We start from the raw sequence: 19979 nt of genomic DNA on the forward strand, positions 1-19979 counted from the left end.
AGTTGTCCATCAATGAATGAGCATAGCGTTAAGCTGGTAGGAGGCTCCCCGTGAATAGAAAATTTTATCTCTCTCTGATCCTTATTGTCGGATTCTCCCTGCCCGCTCTATCGCAAACCCCCCAGGTATATTGGGGATTGAACTGGTCCATGACTGAAGTCCAAATTGATTCTGCGCTTCAGGATGTCTTTAAAGATAAAAAATTAGCTACAAAGACGAATTACACTGACAATCGCCAATTGTCAGGCTACTCATATCGTATTGGAGAGAAGGGGATTGCTAAGATCTACGTCTGGTTCAACATCAAAGCCGATGTTAAGGTCTCTATCCACTCCATAGAAGTGCTTTATAACTTTGACTATCCCTATAATGCCAAGCGTTTTAAGCAAGCCTACTTCGAAAAATACGGACATGTATTTGAAGAAAATGCAGTCCCATATCAAACTACTGAGGGAACATCAGCTGTTCTCCGCACAGTGAAAGAACCTTCTCCTGGTGTATTGGGCCAAACCATATTCCAGGTCAGCATGTTGAGTCCCAATCCCTTTGAGATGACAGAGGAAAATATAGATTTTCTATTCTGACCCATTCCACATATTGATGATTTAAAGCCCAGCGATACTCTCTTCGAATACAGCAGCACAATGTTTGTTAGCCGGACCAGAAACTCAGGAGAACGAAATTGGATGATCGTGCATTAAGAACAGCCGCATTCGACTGGATTCAGAATCAGACTTCAAAATATGGTCCAATCCTGAAACGGAGGCCATTGCTGGAACAGGGTTTTCAGATTGGGAGCTTAAGAATACCTCTACTTGGCGCTTCTGGTATTTTCAAACCCAAAGCAGCAAGCTATCCACTTTCCATCACTACAACTCCTGATAGTCCATACACAGACACAATCTCTGAGTTTGAGATCTTAGAGTATAGATATCGTGGGACAAATCCTAACTTCTGGGATAATGTTGCCTTAAAGCAAGCAATGGTGGATCAAGTACCCCTCATATACTTTCATGGTGTCGCGAAGAACAGATATTTAGCAAATTGGCCCGTTTTTATCATTGGAGCGAACGATAATACGCTAACTTTTGAAGTCTCCCTTGCTGAGAGTGTATCACTTGTCGGAGATATTGATGAATATCAAATAAGTGAAGACATCAGTATTCAAAAAGCTTACAAACAACAACTAATCAAGCAGCGGATTCATCAGCATAAGTTTCGTGAGAGGGTGTTGGAAGCATACAGGACAAGTTGTGCGGTGTGCAACCTGAAACATCGTGAGTTGCTCGATGCAGCACATATTGTACCAGATAGTGAACCAAACAGCATCGAAACTGTTTCAAACGGACTATCCCTCTGTAAGTTACACCATGCTGCTTTCGATTCACTTTTCATCGGAATTTCTCCGGATTATAAGATTTACATAAGGGGGGATATCCTGAGTGAGACAGATGGTCCAGTTCTCCAGCATGGACTAAAGAATCTTCATAATCAGAACCTCCGAATCCCACGGCGGAGAGCTCTGAAACCAAATCCAGACTTCCTAGATTGGAGGTTCTCTAAGTTTAGAAGTGCCGGCTAACAAAAGCTTTAAGCTGACTCACATGCAATGGAGTGCAGAGCGAATATGCCGTGGATGGATACAATTATCGAACAAAGCGATGCTTTCTCAGGAAGCAGCTTAAGCTTAAGGCGTTATCGTATGATCCTCTCACTTTCCAGTGAGAGCTATGCTTGTTAAATCTCTTAATTTCCAAAGTATTTCATCTATAAACTATGAGAAATAAACCATCCCAAAAATTTGACCTCGGCATATTATTTGCCCCATATCCATATAAGAAGAGACACCTAACCCAGGGAAGCAGACTCAGCCATGATCGCACAATACAGTCAAATTTTAGGAACCATCATTCTGGTTGCTTCTGGTGTCATCGGGGGGATACTCATTCTTGCCCCGGGCTCAATTCGTTTACAGCGACCCGAATGTGGCTGGGAGGGATGGACCTTCAATATTTTAAATCTCCTGTTTTTTCTGGTATTAATACCCCTATGTGGTGCCATGATGCTTCTGGATATTCACATCCCCATCTTTATTTGCATTACCATGCCCTCCACTCCATTGAATATTGTATTTGAATCCATTGGGTTGATGCTCTTTCTGGGTGGCGCTATGCTGCTCCTCTGGAGTCGACTTTCACTGCGTCGCAGTTTCCGTCTTGCAGGAGTGAAACCAAGCCAAACAGACTATCTCACCTTACATGGTCCCTATAAAAATCTCAGACACCCCATGTATTTATCTGCTCTTATGGTTTTAGCAGGTCTCACTTTTATTCTCATGTCCATTTTGATGGCTATGATGTTTATCGTGATGTTATGGTTAATCAAGAGACTTATCCCCAGGGAGGAAATCCAACTGGATCAAGCCTATCCAATTGCTTATTCAGAATATTGTCGAAGGGTGCCAGGGTCCATGTTTCCCTCGAGGCAAAACCACAGCTGATTTATTGCCTCAGACAATTCACTCATTTTTTTATAATTAAAGAATTTCTTCGTGCATTTATCCTTGATAAATGTTTATTTGATTTCAGTTCAAAAACAATCACCTCACCCTATTTCAAGGAGTTGAAATGAAGATTTACATTTCTGCAGATATTGAAGGTATCACCGGCATTGGACACTGGAACGAAACCGATAAAGCCTTCCCCAATGAATATTCCTGGTTTCAAAAACAATTGACATCAGAAGTTGCAGCAGCCGCGGAAGCTGCCATTGCAGGCGGTGCCACCGAAATTCTTATCAAAGATGCCCATGATTCTGGAAGAAATCTTATCCTGGATGAATTGCCTGAGCTCTGTAAAGTTGTACGGGGTTGGGCCGGTCATCCCTTGTCCATGGTTCAAGAAGTAGATCAAAGTTTTGATGCTATTATGTTTGTTGGATATCATTCTCGAGCAGGACAAAACACGAATACCCTGGCGCATACCATGTCTTCAGCTAGAATTGCCAGAATGACCCTCAATAGTAAGGATATGTCAGAATTCTATCTACACGGCCTGGCAGCCTCCTACTATGGAGTGCCCTCAATTTTCGTCTCAGGAGATGAAGGTCTGTGCCAGGAAGTTGCAGAGCACAACCCCAGCATTGAGACAGTGGCCACTATCCGTGGTGAAGGCAGCTCAGTCATCTCGCAACATCCAATTCAATCTTTGAGGATGATAAATGCAGGGGTGACCAAGGCCATGGATGGCGACTTCTCCCAAGGTTTACTTCCCATCCCGGAAAAACTTGAATTCTCAATAGAGTTTAAAAAACACCAGGAGGCATATCGTGCCGCGTTTTATCCTGGAGCTTATCTCATTAACCCAGTTACAGTAGGATTTAAAACTGAGGATTATTTTGAGATTATGAGATTTAATCTTTTTGCCTATTAGGAAGAAATAGACAATCAACTCAATACGTTTTAACAGCCTAAGCACTCTATTATTCATCCTTCTGGCAGGTACGCTGGCGGCTCAATCAATCTCACCTGATTCAACAAAAGCTCCTGTACATCCACTTGATCTCTACCTCAATGAAATCGATGAAATGGGTCGTACCCTGAGTAACTGGAAAGGGGATTCTCTGGATCAGGGGTCCTGGTTTTTTGGTTCCTATGCCATGTTGCTCCTGAGCAATAATGGAAAGGGTGAAAACGTTCCCTTTGCAGGACTTGAAGCGGTAGTTCCTGCCCTATGGAGTGATTTCAAATATATGACGCCACGATATCTGGTTGAATTGGCCGGGGGAGCCCTCTCCAATGGAAATCTAATGTCCATCAGGGAAGACCTGGTCTTCAACAAATTAAGGACAGAGGAACGCTTCATCCTGGAGGTGGCTGGTTTTGGCTACTTGCGAATGCTACAGGGCACTATTGGAGATTCTCTCTTTACCGTAGTGGTGAACGATGCCATTCAATTTTCCGCCGATCCTAGCTGTATAACAGATGAACTCATCAAGAGTATGTCAACCCATTGCTGTGGTGATCTTGCCCTACAATTTGAAAGAGCTCTTACCAGTTCACGATGGAGCGATGTCAATTTGGACTATGTTAAAACCAGGCAAAATTCAGTTGAAATTGGCATCGAACATCTTGGGATATGGCATTTCCCTGTAGAGGTCCTGGTGATTTCCACCTCTGGGGACAGTACCAGCTACATTTATGAATTGAACCAAACCACGCCTCTGACTATACCTAAGATTGATGTAGCGGAAGTCATACTGGATGCCGATCATCTTCTGGCTGAATATTTTAGATATAACAATCGCTGGCCTCGTTTGCATCACAATATTCACATCCAGCCCTTTGGTGCGCTACCGGATTGGAGCAGCTATCGTATGACAATTAATCCCACCGTCTGGTCCGACTGGGATGGAGAAAAAAGATTTGGTCTAAAATTGACTTCTGGTTTTGGTGTGGATCTTTGGCCAGCCTATCCCAGTGATTATCGTCATCGCGTCAGTGTTGAGCTTAATGGTCACTCAGCATATGATTCAAAAACGAGTTGGGGCGGGCGCGTCAGTTATGGTCACCCCATAAATCTGGATAATCGTCTCTTCTCTCACTTCACGGCGCATTCCTATAATGATTGGACAGGTCTCAGTTTCGGTCTTACTCGCTATGTGGGTAAACAAACCTACCTGATTCAAGGACCCCGCCTGACGTATCAGCGAGTAGGAATTGCTTTTGAATACGATAGATATGCAGATAGTCTGATCTGGAATCAAAATCAAAATATTCAAATAGTAAAAGGCTCCTATTCTGGTCTCTCTCTCACCAAACTGGGAGATCGGATTTACTTTAGATCTAATATTGCTTCCGGTAAGGGTCCTCAGGGTAATTTCTCCATAATCACAGCCCAGACTGATCTTTCAGGTGTATTTTGGGGTTGGCTCGTAGGTGGCGTTCAATTTGTGACGGGGTTTCAGAGTAGATCGACACCAGGTCCATACCAATTCACACATGACTATGCCTGGCAGGATGGAATGGCCGCCATCCCAAATTTTCGGGGGCAAACCAAGCTCACTGAAAACACCAATGATTATATGGGTTTGAGTATATCGGGTGGTTATTGGATGAAAGGTATTCAGCTGAAATTATTTACCAGTAGTATGATTGTAGATATGGATGAGATCGGTTGGGATTTAGTTAAACCTCACTATGCCGCTGGATTCGGTTTTGAGCACAAATCTTTTTTTACAGCGGGTCTTTATTTCCCACTCTGGCAATCTCACCCGATTGAGGGTGAGGAACCCTGGGCCTGGCGCTATCAGGCACGTCTTGTATGGAATCTGTAAATAGGAGTCCCAGGTCGAAGGTCTGAAGGTCGAGAGTCGAAAGTCTGAAGGTCGAAAGTCGAAAGTGGTAAAAGGTAAAATCAGGACATGGGTAACACTGTTTTTACAACGAATCCGACGAAATCTACGAACTAAATTTGTAGCAGTTTGACTTTAATTGTTTTGTGTCAATTCGTCCCATTCGAGTAATTCGTGTCCAATAGTTAAACTTTTCAATATTTGCAGCTCGGCGGTCTCAGCGTGAGACAGTCAACATGACACCCCGTGAAATTCCCTTGGTATCATTCTTCAATTATATGGTTTGATCCCAATCCAGACACTAAGTTAGTTCCATATTCAAAATCGACAGGAGGATGCAATGGAGTGGGTTTTATCAGTACGTGCTGAATGGCTAACGCCTCTAATGAAAATTTTCACATTTCTTGGCGATGAAGAATTTTTCCTCCTGTTTCTGCCCCTGACTTACTGGTTGTGGAGAAAACAAGTCATGGGTCGAGTAGGTATGGTCTTGCTTTTTACATTTGTTCTAAATGCAGTCATTAAAGGTATTTTTCAGATACCGAGACCCGAGGTAATTGAGCATCTCGTCCACGCCGATGACTGGTCCTTTCCCAGTGGTCATTCTCAGGGCGCTATGGTGTTGTGGGGGTGGCTGGCCTATGAGCTGAAGGACAGACGTGCCTATATCATTGCTGCCATTCTCATCGCTGGAGTGGGTTTCTCCAGGATTTATCTTGGTGTACATTTCCCAATAGATGTTCTTGGTGGGTTCCTGATTGGATTTATAACCTTATATATCTATTCCTGGATATTGAAGTTATCACCTCCAGGCTGGAAGCGTCTCGGTCCTACTCGGCAGAGTCTGATCATTTTTGTCCTTCTCATGGGGCTGTTCATGCTGGTCCCGGAGCTATCAGAAGTGGCTATCAAGGGCGGGGCTGCATTTATTGGGTTTTTAGCTGGGTACCTTCATGAGAAGAAATATCTGTCTTGTAGTTTAAAGCCTGGTATGAACCTGGTCATCTCCAAGCTGGTCCTGGGTCTGGTGGGTATTGTCTTGATCTGGATGGGTCTGAAACAGGTGTTCCTTTCCATCGGTTACACGACAGATATGGCTATGTTTATTCGATATACACTTCTGGGTGGCTGGATTAGTTTTGGCGCTCCCATTCTGTTTTGCCAATTTGGGTGGAATGAGGGGAAGTGAGGTAGTTAGAAGTTAAAAGTTAAAAGTTAGAAGTTATGGGGTATAGGGTATAGAGGGGTGTTTTTGACGGTTCTCTGGTAGAGCATATGCGGCTGTCATCGGGATGGGACATCTGTTTGATTTAGCTGAAAATGCATGGGCAATCTCTCTAAATCCAGAACTCACCCAAAAACTCACATTTACATTAGATTATCCTATGATCTCTGAACTGTCTTGGATGGGCGCCTGTGTAAGGTTATTATCACGGTCCAATGATTAAGTACACAACAAAATATTTAAACAAATCATATTACAATATGGGACAAAAAAGGACTCTAATTATGAGAACATTACTTGCGTCTATCAGCTTTATGCTGATGACCACCCTGGCATTTGGACAACTCTTTATTAATGAGATCGATTATGATCAGACCGGAACTGATACTGGCGAATTTTTAGAGATCGCTGGACCAGCAGGGACCTATCAAAATGTAACTCTTGACCATTACAATGGAAACGGTGGAGCGCTGATATGGTCGTTTGATCTTCCTACATTTACCCTTAGTGATGAAGCTTCAGGATATGGTTTTTATGTCTTCGGTGTTGCCGGTGTCCCAAATGTAGACTATGAATTTTCCGGTTCCATTCAAAATGGTGCTCCAGATGGCATGGTACTTAAGGTGAATGGCAGTATCGTGGATGCAATTGCCTGGGAAGGGGAGATGAACGACCCTGATGGGAATGCCATGGAGAGTTTGGAGGGTGATTTTTCAGGTATCGATTCCTCAGCCAGTAGAATTGGTGTTGACGGTTCTCCCTGGGAATACGGTCCTTTTTCACCTGGTGCCATAAACACCAATCAGACCTTTGATCCCACAGTCAATTATCCACCTTCAGCCAATGCTGGACCAGATCAATCAGTGGAAAGTGGTGCCAACGTTACTCTGGATGGAACCGCCAGTGCAGATGCAGATGGAACCATTGCCAGCTACCTCTGGGAACAAACTTCCGGTTCCACAGTAACGCTGACCGGTGCTACAACAGCAAGCGCCAGTTTTGTGGTCCCCACAGTGACAGAGACTACAAGCTGGGGTTTTTCCCTGACTGTCACGGATGATGATGGTGCTACTGACACAGATGAGGTAGTTATCTCAGTCCAGATCAGCGCATCCATGACCATTCTGGAAGCACGTGGACAGGCCCTGGGAACGCTAATCACAATCACTGGATTGGTAAATAGTGTAAATTTTTCTAGCAGCGGTTCTGAATACACCGTTGAAGATGCCACTGCTGGTATCGACATGTATTTCTCTGGTGGCGTATTGGATCTTGGTCTGGGTGATGAGATCACTGTAACTGGAGAAACTGCTGAATACAGCGGCAAATATGAAATCATCCCAGCCACATCAGGTGATATTGTTGTCAATAGTACCGGGAATACCCTTCCTGACCCACAGGTGATTACAGCTGCTGAACTGGCCAGCAATGGTGAGAACTACGAGAGTGAATTAATACAGATCAATGCTGTAAGTAATGCAGGTACTGGAGAATCATGGCCAGCCTCAGGCGCAAATGCAAACGTGGATATTTCTGATGCCTCTGGATCAACGGTGATGCGTATTGACAAGGAAACGGAGATCGATGGTTCTTCAGAACCAGTTTGGCCCATGGATGTAATCGGTGTGGTCTCAGAGTTTAATGGGACCTATCAGATCTTACCCCGTCTACTCTCAGATTTTATCTCAGATATCGTGACACCTAGCTTCTCAAATGAAACCCATTCACCTGAATTCGCCACATCTGCCAGTGAGATCACAATAACTATTGATATTGTTCCTGGAGACGAGACACAAAGCATTAGCTCTGCAGTGATTATGTATGGAACTGATGGCACGCTCCTGAATGAAAGCGAAATGTGGCTGGACAATGGCAATACCTGGATGGGAATCATTCCAGCCCAGGCAGCCAATACCTTCCTGGAGTATGAGATTATTGCCACAACCAATGATGGTAGCCAGTTCGACTCCTGGACATACGAGCTGGCCATTGCCTCATCTCAAATCACCACGATTGCCTCCATTCAAGCCAATCCTGTAATTGGAGAGGTGGTAACAGTTGAAGGTGTCCTGACTATTGGTTCTGGTTTGCTTCAATCAGGTCTCACCAAAGCCTATATCCAGGATGCTTCTGGTCGTGGAATCAATCTTTTCCATTATGATGAATTGGCGCTAAATCGTGGCGATATGATCAAGGCAGTTGGTGTGGTTGATGTGTATCTCTCAACCGTTGAGATCAAAGATTTTTCATACCAGCTTATTTCCACAGGCAATGCCTTGCCAAATCCCGTTACGCTCACACCTGGTGAGGCCAACGAGACTGAATACGAAGGAACCTGGCTCAAAATAACTGGTACTGTCACAGACACTTGGTCAGCAGGGGGTGGTCAAAATGTTCTGGTTGGTGATGGATCGGACACCTGTGTGGTTCGAATCTGGGAAACAACAGGGGTAGATGTCACGCCACTTACCGTGGGCACAGAATGGTCATTCCTGGGTGTTGAAAGTCAGTATAATAGTGTTTTCCAACTTCTTGTAGCCTATGATGCTGATATCATAAGCACCAGTGACATTGACGTGATAGATACGAAACCTTCACAGTTTGCCCTGAATCCAGCTTATCCAAATCCTTTTAACCCCTCCACAACTTTGAGCTGGAATCTGGACTCAACTTCAGAGGTGATGTTGCGGGTTATGGATGTGAAAGGCCGCGAGGTGGCCCGATTGACTGAAGGCAACAGTGGCCCTGGACAGTTCTCAATGTCATGGGATGCCTCCGAATTAAGTTCAGGAGTATATTTTATTCAGTTGATTACCCCAGGTGAATCAGCCATTCAGAAGGTCATGCTGCTGAAATAGTTTTATTGAGATTATCAAATGGGCGTCCTCAGCGGGCGCCTTTTGTATCTAGAGTGTTTTTTTAATGTTTTACTATATGATGAAGTGAGAGAATGAAGAGAATAACAATTCAAAGCATATTTTTTCTGCTCATGCCCTATCTGGCCATGGCGGTTGATCATCTCTTGATCAATGAGATTGTATTACAGCCCTCAGCAGGTGAATACATCCGCATCACCAACCCGAGTAGCAGCACTATCAATCTCAGCGATTACTATCTGACAGATGCTACCGATACAACCACTGGAAAATATTATTATAATCTGCCCTCTGGCGCCGATTATTGGTCGGGTGGCTCCACAGATTTTATAGCGCGCTTCCCTGATACTACGATTTCAGCTGGGGGTTCACTTATTCTTGGGTTGGGTCGAACAATTGATTATGTAACAACCTATGGGTCATCTCCTCATCTTTCATTAAAGGACGATATGCTGAATGCAGTGGACGGGGTTACCACCATTGGTGGTTCACCCAATGTCAAACTTGACAATGTGGCTGAAACCCTGGTCTTATTTTCCTGGGATGGCACCTCAACCACGGTGAAGGATGTGGAATATCTGATCTGGGGAACGGATAATGCTTCAGCAGCAGTTTACATGCTGGATAAGCGTGATGTCGCTGGGTATCTGGCAGATACCCCCGTGACAAGCCAGTCCTATATGACAACCCACACCGATGGATTCAAGCTCATCAGAAATAGCCTGGAGGGGACTGAAACCAGCAGTGGAGGTAATGGTATCACGGGTCATGATGAGACCAGTGAAAATTTGGCTCATACCTGGTCCGTTGTTGACTTGACCATCGTAAAACCAACTATTTCCAACATTGTTGCCACACCATCAGATCCTGAAACAACTGAAGACATCATTATCACCGCTGATGTCACAGATGCCAGTGGTCTGAGCACGGTAACCCTGACCTATACTTTCCCATCAGCAACAGGCAGTCCCACCAGCGTGGCCATGACCGCAACAGGGGCGAATAGTTACACCGTCACGATTCCCGCCACCAATGCAGCTGGAACCATGGCCTACTATATAGTGGCCGTAAACACCAGTGGTCTATCTCGGACCAGTTCGATAAAAGGAATAACCATCGCCGATCCACCTCCACCGGTAACCATTCAGACCATTCGGGATAATTTTAGTAGCTATTCTGGCACCATCGTGAATTTGAATGTTGTGGTAGCGATAGGTTCTGGAATTACCAGAACTGACAGAACAGAAGCTTATGTCCAGGATGAATCTGGCTATGGTATAGTGCTGTCAGCTACGGGACTTTTAAATCCAGCCCTGGTTCAGGGTGACTCCATCAACCTGGTTGGTGAGGTGTCTGAGTATAATGGGACCAAACAAATAATTAATTTTTCAAGTACATCTCTTGCTACAGGTAGGCCTGTACCAGGTATCAGAACCATTACCAGTGCTGAGCTGGCTGCTGATGCAAATCAGGGTAGTTTTGTCAAAGTCTGGGGCGCTGTCCAATCCAGAAGTGATGGTGTCGGTGGTGGATCTAATGTTGGTTTGGAGGATGCTGATGGCCTGCTTACTGTTAGAATTTGGGATACAACACACCTACTGGATGATCCCACTGCCGATAGTTTGCTCCAGGTAGGCAATCTGGTCCAGGTATTCGGTATTGCCAGTCAATACAATGGAGATGGTCAGCTCCTGGCAGCCTACGCCAGTGACATACAACCTTACCAGGAAGGTGAGGAGAGTGAGGGTGGAACCAGTCTTACAGTTGCTCCTTATCCCTTTGTACCACAATTGGCCGAAAAAATTCAATACACCTATAAATTTCCTGCAAACTCTCGGGTGACTCTCAGAATCTTTGATATGTCTGGACACATTGTAACCACACTTTTTGAAGATTATCGAAGTTTGGCACTTGAGGTGACAAAAACCTGGAACGGTCGCAATGAAATCTATCAGGTTGTGGCGCCAGGGACCTATATCATGCATCTGGAAACAGTAAATCGGTCAACAGGTGAGATTTTGACAGATATGGCTCCTGTAGTCATCGGGAGTAGATAACATGAAGAATTTAATTTTTCTCCGGTGCACAATTTTTTGTCTGTTGACTGGATATTCATTTGGACAGGTGACAACTGATGTTTCCTACAAGAGCCCAGCAATGGGGGCGCTGATGGGAAGTAATATTGCTTATTCTGTTGATGGAAGCAGTCTACTCCTCAATCCCGCAGCCATTGGAAATATTAAAGATGGAACGCTGCTAGCCAGTACCCAGCGCATCTATAATCAGGCCTATTTACCCCACAGTATCCTGGCGACAGTCATGGACCTGCCCAGCGGGCTGGGGAAGCTTGGATTAAGTTTTGAATCCATGTCCGTCTCCTACCAGGATCGCACGCTGAGCGGTGAAACTGCCCTGGGACTATCTCACGCCTTTAACCTGCGCGAAGACAGGATATCAAGTTTAAATATGGGCTATACACTTAAATATCTATCCGTTAATTATGGCCAATCTGCCGGTGTAACTGGCGACGGATCTGATGGTATGGATCTTGGAAGTGCTACAGCCTTTGCAGTTGATCTGGGCTTTCAGGCGACACTCTCCAAAAGACACTGGCTTGGTGTGGTTGTCCACAATATCAACCGTCCCATGATTGGTTCAGGAAGCGCAGGCTTTAATCTCCATCGTGACGTTCAGGCTGGTTTTTCCTATGCACCCACCCAGCAGGTCGTCACCAGCTTTATGTTGGTGAGTAGCCCCGGTTTTGATACTGAATTGCATGCTGGTCTGGAGTATGACCTGAATACTTTTTTCACGTTGCGTGCCGGGATTCAATCACAACCCAACCGTTTTGGGACTGGTTTCAGTTTCAAAGCCAGAGGGATTGCTTTAGACTATGCCCTGTTAACCCATCCAGTTCTTCCTGCGACCCATCAATTATCGCTGGCCTATGACTTTGTTGATCCTTTCTAGGCTATCCAATGAGAAGACAAATGACAGAGATATTCAATAAAATGGGACGGGTCATAGCTTTCAGTATTTTTTCGCTGGGAGTGTTATTCGCAAACCCTGTGGATATCAATAACGCATCCCTTCTAGAGCTTCAGGATCTGCCGCTCACAGAGGGACAGGTCAGGGCTGTCTATGAATTTGTCCAATATCATGGCCCCCTTGAAAGTATCTACGAGCTGGTAAATGTTGCCGAGCTGAAACATAGTGATATAGAAGCATTAAAGCCACTCCTCGTGCTAAAACCAGATGAAAACGCTGCAACTAATACACGTCTTCAAGATCAATACAGGAAAGTGGAGGATTGGACATCCACTGAGGGTGCCAGTGAGGGATTGATGGAGCTTTGGCTGGAACGTCTGGCAGAACCCATCAACGTGAATACAGCCTCCTATGATGACCTGGTTTCCTTCCAGAATGTGAGTCAGATCGATGCAGTAGCCGTGTTAAAACTGCGTGCTGAAGTTGACTCCATTGGATCTGCAAGATGGCTCAGAAATGCCGTAGGTCTCTCATACTACGGATATCGAAATTTGCGGGAATTCGTGACCTACAATGAGCCAGAGCGTGGGGAAATGCATGTCTGGTACAATATGGTCATGAAAACCATCCCCTCAACAAATTCCACTGAAGAGGAGTCTGGTCAGCTCTTTCTTAAGAAAGGACCGCCGGATATCCTCCACAAATTGTCTTTTAGTAACAGCAGGCATTGGAAGGCTGGCATATCTTACAATCGTCATCTCGGTGAATCTCATCGCTACTTTGATGATGGTGATATTCCAGAGGTGAAGCTCTCCTTTACAGTTTCAGATTTCAATTTGGGACCTCTTCATCTGGATCGTCTGGTACTGGGAAACTTTTCCGCCACTATCGCCCAGGGGCTGGTCATGCAATCCACTGATTTTCGATCACCTCGCTATTCCGGCTATGGATGGAATAAACGTGTCAATGGTATCTTTTCTGACCTCTCCAGGACTCAACAATACGCACTGAGGGGCGCTGGTATTCAGGGTTCCATATTCAATAAGATCAAGCTCATGGCATTTGCATCCAAAAATGACAGGGATGCAATACTCAATCCAGATGGAGAATCTTTCACATCCCTGATCACCATGTATCCACGGGATGACTATGGATATTTTGTACAAGACACTCTGGGTATGCTCAATGCAGTTGAGGAAGTGACCTATGGCGGCAACATTCGGTATGAATTCACCCCAGGAACCTTTGTGGGATTTTCCAGCTATGAAAGTCTCTATGACAAGGAATTGCGACCAGATCCACTCCTCACGCTCATACTTCCTGCCAACACAGGCCTGTTTCTGAATTCCTCTGGGAATGGTGCTGATACAGAAGTGGCGGCCATGCATGCCTCTTCAGCAGCATCTTCATTATGGGATGCAGCCAAATCCAATCGGCGGGTACAAGGACTTGAGTTCAGCACGGTTATCAGCAATCTGGCGCTGCAGCTTGAATGGGCTGTCCTGGATAAGGATAGTGAGATATTATCGGTTAAAAACGACCCCAGAGCACTGGTGGCCAACGCATATCTCCAATTTGACAATTTTAATTTCATGGTTCTCTATCGGGACTATGATTTGGGGTTTGATAATCCCTATCAACGCAGTTTTTCAAACTACCAGCGCTACAAAAGCAGTATTCTGGAAGATTACTATTACTTGAAGAATCCTGCTTTTGCCTACCTATACAATGGGGCATCCCAACCGCAGGCGGAGCGGGGTGTTTATGTCAGTAGCCGTTATCAGATGCATCGCGCCTGGCTGTTGACAACAAATTTCGATACCTGGACTCGGGTAGCTGATGCATCCAGATATTTCCGTACTGTGGCGACGCTTGAATATCGGCCTACCTTTAATTATCGGTTCCGGGTACGGCAAAAATGGCAAGCCCGTGGAAGATTCAATATCTTTGCACCAACCGGTTATGAAAATCGGGAAACTATCCTCACCGCTAGAATGAGACTTTCAGGCTTTGATCAGTTGGAGGTCATATACGCCAACTCTGGGACTCAGTTTGATCCTCGTCGGCGATTAACCATTGATCTGGCCACTGGCGCAAATAATAACTCTGCTGTGGGACAGGCATATAGTCCTGGAAATGCCCTGGGCTTCACGGTGACTCACAATTTCACGGAAAGTTTCAAGCTCATTGGACATGTCGCCTACTACAAAGGCTTTTTCTGGAGTTTTGAGGATACGGATTTCCAGGTATTTGATTCACCCAATGGCGCAATACGCTGGTATCTCACCGCCTTCTCCCGTCTGGGAAATCACTGGGCAGTCAGAGCCAAGCTCACCTGGGACGAAGGATCTGCACTTTCCAATTATGCCTTTGGCGCACCTTCCGCGTCAACCAGGTCACCTCAGACAGGAATAAATTTTTATACAGAGGCTACTGATTTCCGGATTCAATTGGATTATGCCTTCTAGGTAGTGACTATGATAAAGATACTTAAAATGAATGATAAGAAGACCTCTATGGATGCTATGAGACCAACCCGAATTTTCAGCATGGCTATGCTGCTATTATTAAGCTCCACGCTTTTTTCCCAGAGCTATTTTAATCCACTCCTGATGAATCAATTGGGATTGTCCCATAGTCGAGATGTGGCCTTATCAGGGGCAAATACTTCAGATTATAGTTCGGCCATGAGTACTTTCAGCAATCCTGCCAATCAGGCGGGGTTTATCGGTCTCAAGTTGAGTGGTTCCTTTGGTGCGATTACTACCAATGAAAATCGATCCTTTCCTGCCATCGATCAATTTGGGGATGTGGTCACCAATAACATCTATGTGGTCTCCAAGGGAATGCAAAACACCTTTTCCGGGGGTGCAACATGGGGTAGGGGGCTGTTGTCGCTATCCCTGGCCTCTACACCCTTCCTGACCCCTGCATTTGCGTTTAAAGAGGAGATCAGAGGCAGCCTTTACTCACCAAATATCAATAGAGATCCTCTCATCGGATACCATCACCTGAATCAAGCTGGTATAATACAGGCCAGTGGCGCCAGTATTGGGACGGCTTTCGGGTCCTGGTCTGTTGGTCTTGGAATGCGTTTGCTCCACGGGGTCGATCTGGAAAATGAGTGGGGCATATCAGTTTTGGATAGTGCAGATGTTTCTGCCCTGGCAGCTGGTTCAAACCTTCTAAAAGCCGAGAGCTGGGAGTTGGACAACACACCGCTCATCGTCAATATGGGACTCATCAAAGATTTTGGATTGCACTGGAGAATTAGTGCGAGTTATCAGACGGCATATTCTATTGAAGCCACTCGTCAGGGCGCCATACCCATGTACGATCTCACACTGGGCTTGCCAATTGTGGAATGGTCTTCCGATTCCATTGGCTCCACTGTTGATATTCCGGCTCGCATGGAGCTCGGGTTGAGGATGAAACCTTCCAACAGCTTGCCAACATCGGTTTATTTGTCCCTGGCCTATCAGGACTGGACCCAATACGAAGTAAGCTATGGTGATTCGCTCATGGATGCTGATTCCCCATTTGATTACCCCATGCAGGAAACCTTTACTTTAAGCGGTGGTATCGAACATTGGGTGAATGAAAATGTACCCTTTAGAGCAGGTTTTACCTGGGCAGAATCACCTCTTGATAGTGATCTCTCTCAGGCAGTTCTCAGCGGTGGTTCAGGGTGGAAAAGTGGACCCCTTCAATTCGATGTGGCAGTGCAACTCTCATCGGTAGGATATAAGTATTATGATATCTTTGTTCCCGTAGGCATGTCAGCTAACTCCTATGAGAATGTCCGCGAATCCAAAACTAATTATTCAATATCAGTGAGTTATAGCCTGTGAAACGGCTTCCTATACTGGGTCTCTTGATTGTCGCATTGATGCTGGTGCTTGTGCAACCAGATATTGTGGATGCCCAGACATCAACTTTCAATAAAAAGTTCGATTCTCCAGAATACCTGAAAATTCACCTGCTCTTCACCAATGATCTGCACGGGGGGATCGCTCCTTCCAAAGCCTGGTTCATGAATCCCGAATTCCCACCTGATCTTGGTGGCGGTGCTTCCATGTTCACTTATGTAAAAGAGATTCGCGAGCAGGCAGCCACAGAAGGTTCAGAAGTCCTGCTCCTGGATGGCGGTAACATATTCCAGGGAACGCCCCTGGGTATGGCTGATTCAGGTCGTGCCATGATTGACTGGATGAACGAGATGGCGTATGATGCTTCAGTAGTTGGGTTGCAGGAATTCATGTTTGGAATGGATAATATTGCCGTCCTGGACAAGCAGGCTCAATTTCCTTTCCTGGGTGCCAATCTGAAGGGTGATAACTATTCACCCCAGGCTCATCTCATCAAATCATTTCAAGGTGTCAAACTGGGGATATTCGGCTTATCCACTTCCAATACACCGAGAAAGTTGTTACCAGAGCAAACAAAAGGTGTTGAATTTTCAAGAGAAATTCCATCTGCCAAAGCACAGGTTAAAGCACTCAAAGATCAGGGAGCCAACTGTATAATCGGTTTATCTCATCTGGGTGTACCCTATCAGCGTGAAGATGAATTTGCTGAATTTGTCGATACCTATGAAGATGAGAGTGATTTCAGTGACAGAGTCATTACAAATCTTGAATTGGGACATGTGGTAAAAGGAATTGATCTTATTGTTTCTGGTGGCACCAATGCCGGCTACAACACCCCCTGGGAGGATCCACAGACCCATACTATCATTTTGCAGGGTTATGGGGGAGCCAGTAATATTGGACACATCGTACTTTATGTTCATCGCAAGACAGGCACATTGGCCGGCTATAAGAACCCATTTTCCAGAGGCGTGCTGTTTACGCTGAGCACTGATGATATTCGCCCACACCAGACCATGGCAAAACATCTCACTGATCTGGAAAAGAAACGCAGCTTTGTAGGGAAACGCGATTTTAGCAAGGCCAAGAATAGCCCTGATGCAGGCGAATCCATAAAACTTGAGCGATGGAAATTTGATGTACCCGACTTCAATCGAGATAATTATCTCGATGTAGCCACCTGGAATATGGAATGGTTCCCAAAATCAAAAGATAGTACGATTACTGCGGTTGCAGAGCTTATGCAAAAAGTTAATGCAGACGTCTACGCCGTCCAGGAAATTGGAAGTCTTGAGCAATTCGCAGCCATGATGGATCTTTTACCGGCCTATGATTATCAGGTCACCAGACAATCAAGTTTCTTTGACCAGGCTGTGATTTACAAAAAAAGTGTGCTGGCCTATGTAGGTCGGGAAGAACCTTTTGCTCACGCCGATTATAATTTTGCCGGTCGTCCTCCATTGCGCGTTGATTTTGTATGGACTGTGGATGGCAAAAACGAGCCTGTATCAATTATCGATTTGCACTTGAAGTGTTGTGGCAACGGTCTTGAACGTCGCAAAAAATCAGTGGCGGAACTGCATGAATATTTGAGTCTTGGTATAGAAATGGGTGAGGAAAATATCATCGTCCTGGGAGACTGGAATGACCAGATCGATGATGTAGGTGTTGTCCAGAGCTTTACAGCATTTCTTGATGATGGGAAAAATTTCAGATTTGCCACAGATCGTATTGCCGGGGATGTGGAACAGGCATCTTATCCAAGTTGGCCCAGTTTTCTTGACCATATTTTGATCGGGAAGGGCTTTTTTGATGAATTTGAAAATAACAGTACCATACAAACTTTACCCGTGGCTGACTGGTTAGGTAGCTGGGAAGAGTATGAGCTGCTCATATCAGATCACCGTCCTGTTCTGATGCAGCTCAATATGTCACACTGACCTGCAGATTGATGATTCAAAAATCCTTCACCCGTCATTGCGGGTACAGCGAAGCAATCTCAAGTCCGAGATCGCCGCAGTCGCAAGCTCCTTCGCGAAGACTATTCTTCTTTAATTTTGTTCCAATCATCTTGCTCTTATTATTCAGCTGTGCGGAACCGGTTGATTCAGATTTGCCCACAGGACCACAGGTTCCTTCAATTGATAGCGATGCAAGCATTAGCATCGTCACCTGGAACATTGAAAATTTCCCGCAACAGGGGAAACGTACCACTGATAGAGTTGAATTAATTATGGATTCACTGAATGCTGATTTTTACTGCTTACAGGAGATTCAAGATAAGGGCGCTCTCGAGGATATCGTTGATCAGCTTGATCAATACTCTGTGATTATTTCTGATGAAACCTCCTTTATGCATCTGGCTATCGTTTATAAGCAAGACTCCTTTCTACCCATATACACAGAGAGTTTATTTGCCAGTAATGATTACAATTTTGCAAGTCGTCCCCCTCTTTTGGTGACCTTTCTCTATGAACATGAGGGTAAAGAGCAGACGCTCAATCTCATTGATGTTCACATGAAATGTTGCAACGATGGTGTGGAACGCCGCCACCAGGCTTCCATTCTGCTCAATGATTACCTCAGCAATAAAATGGCCTGGGGCGACAGCAATTTTGTGATTCCAGGTGATTGGAATGATGATATCTATGACGCAGATGATTCAGGTCAGTACAGCTTTGAGGCTTTTTTGAACAATGGTGATAATTTTCGCTTTGTTACAGATAGCCTCGCAGCCACGGGAGCTTCACGGGATGCTTCCTATCCCAGCTATGGCAGCTTTATAGACAATATCTTGATCAGTCGTTCACTGTTTGATGAGGAACGGCATTCCAGCACATCCACAATTCGATTGGATGAGGTGTTTGGCGATTATAGTTCAGTTGTATCTGATCATCGACCTGTTTTGTGGTCGTTCCGTCCTAATTAATCCCTCCTCAAGATTACACATCTGTTTTCAGCGTAGCCAAACAGATGTCACAATCGTTTATGGAAGATCATCCTTTTACAACCAAAAGACGAACATGACGAATATTTTTGCTAAAATAGATACAGCCTATTTCGGTAGATTAACTGATTTCGTTGGGAGATGAAAAATTTAACCTGTTTGATCTCGCTTTGCTCGATTGAAAACAGGTTTAGGGTGCTTGATAAGATTGCACATCTGTTTTCAGCGTAGCCAAACAGATGTCACAATCGTTTATGGAAGATCATCCTTTTACAACCAAAAGACGAACATGACGAATATTTTTGCTTAAACAGATATGCCTGTTTCGGTGGATTCGTTGATTTCGTTGTGAGATGAAATATTAAACCTGTTTGATCTCGCTTTGCTGGATTGAAAACAGGTTTAGGGTGCTTGATGTGATTGCACATCTGTTTTCAGCGTAGCCAAACAGATGTCGCAATCGTTTATGGAAGATTGTCCTTTTACAACGAAAAGACGAACATTATTGCTTAATAGATACAGCCTATTTCGGCGGATTCGTTGATTTCGTTATGAGATGAATAATTAAACCCGTTTGATCTCGCTTTGCTGGATTGAAAACAGGTTTAGATGGCTTCGCTGTGGGCAAAGCCCTCAATCATCAAAGTTTGGATGTATGGGAAATTCAATCACAAAATGTGCACCGGGGACATCCATCAGTTTGACACTTCCCATAAGTTGAT

13 protein-coding genes are annotated in these 19979 nt (G+C 44.9%); all 13 read left to right on the forward strand.

The window, feature by feature from the left end; all coding sequences use genetic code 11:
* Window positions 1-50 precede the first annotated feature (50 nt).
* The 13 genes from ISR87_05620 to ISR87_05680 all read left to right on the forward strand — a co-directional run bounded on the left by ISR87_05620 (window position 51) and on the right by ISR87_05680 (window position 19239).
* Window positions 51-584 carry a hypothetical protein gene (locus ISR87_05620; GenBank protein MBL7024916.1) on the forward strand — a complete coding sequence of 178 codons (534 nt, stop codon included), beginning with the start codon at window positions 51-53 and terminating at the stop codon, window positions 582-584.
* Between the two features lie 98 nt (window positions 585-682).
* Window positions 683-1582 (forward strand): HNH endonuclease, encoded by a 900-nt coding sequence (locus tag ISR87_05625; protein ID MBL7024917.1) that lies wholly within the window; start codon window positions 683-685, stop codon window positions 1580-1582.
* 291 nt (window positions 1583-1873) lie between these two features.
* Window positions 1874-2500, forward strand: a complete 627-nt coding sequence (locus tag ISR87_05630; GenBank protein ID MBL7024918.1) for a hypothetical protein — start codon at window positions 1874-1876, stop codon at window positions 2498-2500.
* 127 nt (window positions 2501-2627) lie between these two features.
* Window positions 2628-3431 (forward strand): M55 family metallopeptidase, encoded by an 804-nt coding sequence (locus ISR87_05635; protein MBL7024919.1) that lies wholly within the window; start codon window positions 2628-2630, stop codon window positions 3429-3431.
* A 154-nt stretch (window positions 3432-3585) separates the two neighbouring features.
* Window positions 3586-5334 (forward strand): hypothetical protein, encoded by a 1749-nt coding sequence (locus ISR87_05640; protein MBL7024920.1) that lies wholly within the window; start codon window positions 3586-3588, stop codon window positions 5332-5334.
* A 358-nt stretch (window positions 5335-5692) separates the two neighbouring features.
* Window positions 5693-6541 carry a phosphatase PAP2 family protein gene (locus tag ISR87_05645; protein ID MBL7024921.1) on the forward strand — a complete coding sequence of 283 codons (849 nt, stop codon included), beginning with the start codon at window positions 5693-5695 and terminating at the stop codon, window positions 6539-6541.
* 320 nt (window positions 6542-6861) lie between these two features.
* Window positions 6862-9435 (forward strand): T9SS type A sorting domain-containing protein, encoded by a 2574-nt coding sequence (locus tag ISR87_05650; protein MBL7024922.1) that lies wholly within the window; start codon window positions 6862-6864, stop codon window positions 9433-9435.
* Between the two features lie 92 nt (window positions 9436-9527).
* On the forward strand, window positions 9528-11510 hold the full coding sequence (locus ISR87_05655; protein ID MBL7024923.1) for a lamin tail domain-containing protein: 1983 nt from the start codon (window positions 9528-9530) through the stop codon (window positions 11508-11510).
* A gap of 112 nt (window positions 11511-11622) precedes the next feature.
* Complete coding sequence (locus tag ISR87_05660) at window positions 11623-12423, forward strand: hypothetical protein (protein MBL7024924.1); 801 nt, start codon at window positions 11623-11625, stop codon at window positions 12421-12423.
* A gap of 20 nt (window positions 12424-12443) precedes the next feature.
* Complete coding sequence (locus ISR87_05665) at window positions 12444-14909, forward strand: helix-hairpin-helix domain-containing protein (protein ID MBL7024925.1); 2466 nt, start codon at window positions 12444-12446, stop codon at window positions 14907-14909.
* Between the two features lie 9 nt (window positions 14910-14918).
* Window positions 14919-16292 (forward strand): hypothetical protein, encoded by a 1374-nt coding sequence (locus ISR87_05670; GenBank protein ID MBL7024926.1) that lies wholly within the window; start codon window positions 14919-14921, stop codon window positions 16290-16292.
* Window positions 16289-18250 carry a hypothetical protein gene (locus tag ISR87_05675; GenBank protein MBL7024927.1) on the forward strand — a complete coding sequence of 654 codons (1962 nt, stop codon included), beginning with the start codon at window positions 16289-16291 and terminating at the stop codon, window positions 18248-18250. Before ISR87_05670 ends, ISR87_05675 begins: the two co-directional genes overlap by 4 nt.
* A 173-nt stretch (window positions 18251-18423) precedes the next feature.
* Window positions 18424-19239, forward strand: a complete 816-nt coding sequence (locus ISR87_05680; protein ID MBL7024928.1) for a hypothetical protein — start codon at window positions 18424-18426, stop codon at window positions 19237-19239.
* The last annotated feature ends 740 nt before the right edge of the window (window positions 19240-19979 follow it).

The sequence above is a fragment of the Candidatus Neomarinimicrobiota bacterium genome (genome assembly GCA_016784545.1).
Lineage (GTDB): Bacteria > Fidelibacterota > UBA8477 > UBA8477 > JABMPR01 > JABMPR01.

Coding starts and splice junctions, on each gene's coding strand:
- ISR87_05645 (MBL7024921.1), top strand. CDS start 5,693: ATGGAGTGGGTTTTATCAGTACGTGCTGAATGGCTAACGCCTCTAATG.
- ISR87_05630 (MBL7024918.1), top strand. CDS start 1,874: ATGATCGCACAATACAGTCAAATTTTAGGAACCATCATTCTGGTTGCT.
- ISR87_05655 (MBL7024923.1), top strand. CDS start 9,528: ATGAAGAGAATAACAATTCAAAGCATATTTTTTCTGCTCATGCCCTAT.
- ISR87_05650 (MBL7024922.1), top strand. CDS start 6,862: ATGAGAACATTACTTGCGTCTATCAGCTTTATGCTGATGACCACCCTG.
- ISR87_05665 (MBL7024925.1), top strand. CDS start 12,444: ATGACAGAGATATTCAATAAAATGGGACGGGTCATAGCTTTCAGTATT.
- ISR87_05640 (MBL7024920.1), top strand. CDS start 3,586: ATGGGTCGTACCCTGAGTAACTGGAAAGGGGATTCTCTGGATCAGGGG.
- ISR87_05660 (MBL7024924.1), top strand. CDS start 11,623: ATGGGAAGTAATATTGCTTATTCTGTTGATGGAAGCAGTCTACTCCTC.
- ISR87_05635 (MBL7024919.1), top strand. CDS start 2,628: ATGAAGATTTACATTTCTGCAGATATTGAAGGTATCACCGGCATTGGA.
- ISR87_05670 (MBL7024926.1), top strand. CDS start 14,919: ATGATAAAGATACTTAAAATGAATGATAAGAAGACCTCTATGGATGCT.